The following is a 5,587-nucleotide window of genomic DNA, read 5'->3' on the forward strand; positions in this document are numbered from 1 at the left end:
ACCTGCAGGTACCTCGGGGTCGCGTCGCAGCTCAGATGGTGTTCAAACCCTTGGCGATCAACATGACACCAGCCAAGATGCACATGGCCACCAGGATCTTTCGATGATGAGCCCACGCCCAGTCGTGCAGTCGTTGCAGGACGGCTTCGGTTTTCGTGGGAGCGGCCAGATAGCTGACGAGGACGATTTCGACAACGGCAAGCATCCCGATGATGAACGCAATGGCGGCGGTGATCTGCGTGCCGACCGCAGCTCCCGAGACGACGACGATCGCGAGTAGGAACAGAGCCACATCGGGTGGCGCCCCGGCAAATGAGAAGCCGATCACGAACGAGACCCACAGAGCTCCGCTCTCCCACGCATCGTGGCAGCGCCGGAGCAGGCGCCGGAAGAAGGAACCGCCGTTTTCTGGTGTTTCCTTCGCGCGGGCCAGGAGCCGGGAAACCGGCGTCGGTGTATCCGTGTCCAGGACCATGGTCGACGTGCCGCCCTCGGAAGCCGGCAGCTTCGCCCGCTGACGCACCCAGAAGTGCACCGTCAGCAGCGTGGCAGTTGTCAGCGCAACCGAACCCATGCCGATTTGTATGTAACCACCGGTCGAACTCTTGGCCCAGGATTCCGCAGTCGATTTGAACATCGGAGTTGCGTGCAGCAGTGTCAGCGGAACTATCAGGGTCGGAATGCATGCAGTCGCGCAGCCGGCGCCGAACATCAGAAGGTTTTGCACGGGGCGCGGCCGCGAGATCACGAGGAGGGTGATGCCGATACGCATGGGATCGAGACCGACCAGAATTCCTAGAACAAGCACCGATCCCCACACAGCCGAAACATTACCCGTTCGCTCCGACCGGTCAGCTCTTTTCAACCTGTCGATACCCTGAGTGGCCCTGTCGTGGCACGCCAAAGTCGGTTTGCCAGCGTCTACTTCGCTCATACGCCCGCCTCTGGCGACATGCCGGTTTCGGCCCGGGGGCCGATCGCAAACGGTATGCTTCCGCGGTGGCGTGGAGTTCTCTGAGGATGGCCGAGTGCCCGCGATAACCAGCGATTGCCGGTTATGCGGATCGACTGGGCCCCATCCGGCAATCGAAGTTCGTGAGATGATGTTCGGCACCAGGGAAGCATTTGAATATTTCTGCTGCTCTGCGTGCGACACGTTGCAGATTCACAATGCGCTTGAGGGCGCAGAACTGATGCGTCACTACCCCTCGAACTACTACTCGCACAACGCCTCTGCGGAACCAGGCGCTGTTCGGTGGCTGATTACACAGCACGACGAATACAAACTGCGGGGTGGTAACCCGATACTCGGTGCCTTCATCAAGGCGCGAATAGCTGAAGGCATCTTCCGCGTGCTTCTCGGAGGCGACGTCGTCAGTATGCTCGCTCAACTGGCAGTTGCGCACGATGCGCGAATCCTGGACGTTGGTTGTGGCACTGGGGGCCTGCTGGACCGTCTGACCAGAATTGGATTCAATAACTTGTCTGGTGCGGACCCGTTCATCGAGGCCGATGGCGAGTCCGTTGAGGGTGTGCCACTGATGAAGGCAGATTTGCGCGATGTCGCGGGCAAATACGACCTCATCATGTTCAATCATTCCCTCGAGCACGTTCCCGACCCGGTCGCCACCCTCAAGGTGGCGTCCGAGAAGCTTGCTATCGGAGGCATGTGCCTGGCCCGTGTGCCGACGACCTCATCGGAAGCCTGGACCACCTACCAGGCGGACTGGGTTCAGGCCGATGCACCTCGGCACATGGTCATACCGTCACGACAGGGGATGGCGATGGCGGCTGAGAGCGCTGGAATGCGCGTGGTTCGCACCTTCGATGATTCAAATTTGGGACAGTTCCTCGGCAGTGAAGCCTACCGACGCGACGTTTCAGTAACCGATCCCAAGATACTTCGGCTGTTTGGACCCAAGCAGTTGTGGGAGTGGGAAAAACGCGCGCGATTGCTCAACGGGCAGGGACGGGGCGATCAGACAGGATTCGTCTTGCAGGCAATATGAGACATCGGGCGTAAGGCTCCGGCTGTCATTCCGCAGGCGCGCAAGGTAAGTGAGAGGCCAGAGTCCACGATGAAATTCGTCCTCGCGAGCTACGGCACACGCGGTGACATCGAGCCTTTGGTTGCCGTTGGCCGGGAGCTGCTCGGCCGCGGACATGACGTGCAGATGGCTGTCCCGCCTGATCTGGTTTCTTTCGCCGAGGCGGCCGGTCCGACGGCGATCCCGTACGGACCGGATCTGCAGTCCGTATTGGATGCGCACCGCGACTTCTGGACCCACTTCTTCCGCAATTTCTGGAAGGTCCGCGAGATGATCCGGTTGCGGCGCGAAGTCGTGGCGCCGTTCCATCAGTGCTGGAAGGACATCATCGCCACGCTGACGTCACTCGCCGACGGTGCGGACCTGCTGTTCACCGGCGTGAACTTCGAGGACGCCGCGGGCAACGTCGCTGAGTATTACGACATTCCGTTGGCCACCCTCCACCTGTTCCCGTTACGGGCCAACGGCCAGTTCGTACCGTTTCTGCCGGCGCCGTTGGGCCGTTGGGCGATGAAGGCCTCTGAGTGGGTCGCGTGGCGCAATGCGAAGAAAGTCGAGGGCATTCAGCGCGGTGAACTAGCACTGCCGAAGGCCACATCACCCTCACCGTGGCGGCTCACCGAACGCGGATGTCTGGAGATCCAGGCCTACGACGAAGCCTGCTTTCCCGGCCTCGCGGCCGAATGGGCTCAATGGTCTGATCAACGGCCCTTTGTCGGTGCGTTGACGATGGATCTACCCGGCGATGCCGATGACGAGGTCGCTTCGTGGATTGCTGCGGGAACACCGCCGTTTTTCTTCGGCTTCGGCAGCTTGCCGATGGAATCCGGCACCAAGACACTCGCGATGATCAGCTCCGTCTGCGCGGAGCTGGGCGAGCGGGCGTTGGTGTGTTCTGCGGGAACCGACTTGAGCGACGTCCCACAGTCCGATCACATCAAGGTCGTCGGCGCGATGAACTACTCGGCCGCCTTTCCCGCGTGCCGCGCGGTCGTGCACCATGGGGGATTGGGCACCACGGCCGCGGGGCTGCGGGCCGGAGTTCCCACGCTGATCCTGTCGACGGACCTCGATCAGACGCTGTGGGGCAGGCGGGTGAAACGGCTGAAAGTAGGTACTGCCCGTCGCTTTTCGGGCACCACCGAAAAGTCGTTGGTCGCAGACCTGCGCACCATCCTCGACCCCCAATACGCCGTCCGAGCCCGCGAGGTCGCCGCACATATGACCAAGCCGGCCGACAGTGTGATGGCCACCGCCGACCTCGTGGAGAAGTTAGCCAGCCGCAGTCGGCTTTGACGTAAGACGAATCTACTTCTGCGAGTTGCCCGACCCGTGGACGTTTGCTGGACATTGTGACGTCATTGCCGCCGGCGAAGTCGGTGCGATGTCTCTGATTCCGCGAACATGAATCACCCCGCCGCGATGCGGCACGAAGGTGACGTGCTTCGGCCTCTGCTTCTCGTCGGCTGCAGTGGTGGTGCCCAATTCGACCCTGCGCAGGATCTCACGTAGTACGAGCCGTATCTCGACCATGGCGAAGGTGGCACCGAGGCAGCGGCGGTTTCCGCCGCCGAACGGCAGCCAGGTCGTCGGACTCACGGTGGTGCCGAGCATTCGTTCCGGGTCGAACCTATCCGGATCTGGATACACCGCAGGGCTGGCGTGCACGAGCCCGATCGCCGGGTCGACCATGATGCCGGACGGAAGCCGATATCCGCCAATCTCGGTCGGCTTCTTGAGGACCCGGCCCGAGCTGAACAGCACCGGACGGATCCGAAGCGTCTCCTTGATCACCGCGTCGAGGTATTCATCTCCGGCCGGATCGCCTGCCGCGCTGGCATCGGCGGCCTGCACGGCCTTTGCCAGCGAGTCAGGGTGGCGGGTCAGCCGCTCCAGAGCCCAGGACAGTGCCGTCGCGGTGGTCTCATGTCCGGCTGCGATCGCAGTCAGCAGCTGGTCGCGCAGTTCGCTGTCGGACATGGTGCGTCCGTCGTCGTCGGTGGCGCGGACCAGCATGGCCAGCACGTCGGTGCGCTCGGCCAGGTTCGGGTCGGCGCGACGGTCGGCGATCTCGGCGTAGAGCAGGGCGTCCGTTTCGGCGAATCGTCGTCCGACTCCGCGCCACGGCCAGTAGCGTCGCAGGCTCGGCTTCGTAATCGCCGGCGTTTCCCACGATTTCATGTAGAGCAGCCGTGGCACCACCTTACGCAGCGCGGCCAGTCGCGCCGGGTCGCTGGCGCCGATCACGGTCCGCAGGATCACCTCGAGCGTGATCTCTGTCGTCATCGGCGCTACCGGGAAGGTCTTGCCGACAGGCCAGCCTGCGATATTCGCGGCCGCAATCTCGGTCATCTGAGCGGCCTGTTGGGCGACGGCGTCGCGGTGGAACGCCGGCATCGTCAGGCGACGCAAGGAGTGGTGTGCGTCCTCGTCGAGCACGAAGAGTGAGCTGTCTCCGAGAAGTCCACGAAAAAACCAATGCGCTTCGCCAGAGTGAAAGACACGGGGGTCACCGGCGTATACGGTCTTGATGTCGGCGGGGTCGGCAAGGTACACGACTGTGCCTGAGAGTGGAATACGTAACGTGAACATATTTCCGTAGCGGCTCTGGCACCACCTCAGAAAGCGTAGGCCGAAGCCCGCCATCAACGCGGACTGCACCACCATGGGGAGCGGAGGTCCAGGCGGCAGTGCGGTTTTCGCGGTATTGCTCACTTCTACGTGATCCCTAGCTACTAGACGGTACGGCTGCCGGCACGACGACCTCGGCCTGCGACCGACGCTGATCGCCGGCTGCGGGAGCACACACTCCGGCTCGATCCACGGTCGCAGCTTCCGGGCCTACGGTATTACTCAACCGTACGTTGTCGGGTTGGGTGCTGGGCCCTTTCTGCGGAGAGCATCTCCCGCCGGAGCCCTGAGCGGATGCCCAGCATGTTTGATCGATTGAATTCGTCTCGCTGACGGACTCTAAGCGGCCGCCCAGTGGCTCGACGGCTCCCCGCGATTGCATGTGCTTATCGGCGAGCAAATTTGGCACACACTGACAACACCGGCGCGACTGCCGGTGTTGGCTGCACCAGTGGGTGGTCTACCCTGCGCAGACCAAGGGGTGGTGGCTAATTCGTCGCGTTAACGTTGATCCGACCATGGGACACGGTGCAACACGCCGGGTGACCCATGGCGAGCAGCAAATATTGACGATTTTCCTGAAACTGGCTGCGCACCGGGCTGCTTAGGATAGGTTTAGAACGTGTTCCATTTAACTTGCCTCGATGGTGTGGAGAACTGGTGAGCATCAATCCATTCGACGACGACAGCGGCAGTTTTTTCGTCTTGATCAACGACGAGGAGCAACACAGCTTGTGGCCGGCCTTCGCAGATGTTCCGGCCGGATGGCGGGTGGTCTACGGCGAGGCGGACCGCGCCGCCTGCCTGGAGTACATCGAGCAACATTGGGGCGACATCAGGCCGAAGAGTCTTCGCGAGAGGTTGGCACAGGGTCGGACTGTTGACCAGTAATCGGTGGGTCGCGACCG

Annotated in this window: 5 protein-coding genes; 3 read left to right on the plus strand and 2 right to left on the minus strand. The window is 62.2% G+C overall.

Annotation, left to right across the window (positions count from 1 at the left end; all coding sequences use genetic code 11):
- Positions 1 to 31 precede the first annotated feature (31 nt).
- Positions 32 to 820 carry a GAP family protein gene (locus ACZYZ7_RS04900; RefSeq protein ID WP_463740342.1) on the minus strand — a complete coding sequence of 263 codons (789 nt, stop codon included), beginning with the start codon at positions 818 to 820 and terminating at the stop codon, positions 32 to 34.
- A 280-nt stretch (positions 821 to 1,100) separates the two neighbouring features.
- Between ACZYZ7_RS04900 and ACZYZ7_RS04905 the strand changes: the two genes are divergently transcribed.
- Together ACZYZ7_RS04905 and ACZYZ7_RS04910 are read left to right on the plus strand one after the other, a co-directional pair.
- Positions 1,101 to 2,009: a class I SAM-dependent methyltransferase gene (locus ACZYZ7_RS04905; RefSeq protein WP_463740343.1), complete on the plus strand. Its 909-nt coding sequence runs from the start codon at positions 1,101 to 1,103 to the stop codon at positions 2,007 to 2,009.
- Between the two features lie 69 nt (positions 2,010 to 2,078).
- A complete protein-coding gene (locus ACZYZ7_RS04910) occupies positions 2,079 to 3,344 on the plus strand; it encodes a glycosyltransferase (protein ID WP_463740344.1) in 1,266 nt (421 codons plus the stop codon).
- A 12-nt stretch (positions 3,345 to 3,356) separates the two neighbouring features.
- Here ACZYZ7_RS04910 and ACZYZ7_RS04915 read toward each other — a convergent pair whose 3' ends face one another.
- The gene (locus tag ACZYZ7_RS04915; protein WP_450069237.1) at positions 3,357 to 4,763 is read right to left on the minus strand and encodes a cytochrome P450; all 1,407 of its coding nucleotides are present in this window, start codon (positions 4,761 to 4,763) and stop codon (positions 3,357 to 3,359) included.
- 576 nt (positions 4,764 to 5,339) lie between these two features.
- Between ACZYZ7_RS04915 and ACZYZ7_RS04920 the strand changes: the two genes are divergently transcribed.
- Positions 5,340 to 5,570: an MbtH family protein gene (locus ACZYZ7_RS04920; protein WP_135454568.1), complete on the plus strand. Its 231-nt coding sequence runs from the start codon at positions 5,340 to 5,342 to the stop codon at positions 5,568 to 5,570.
- The last annotated feature ends 17 nt before the right edge of the window (positions 5,571 to 5,587 follow it).

The sequence above is a fragment of the Mycobacterium sp. IDUB_17 genome, from assembly GCF_055419465.1.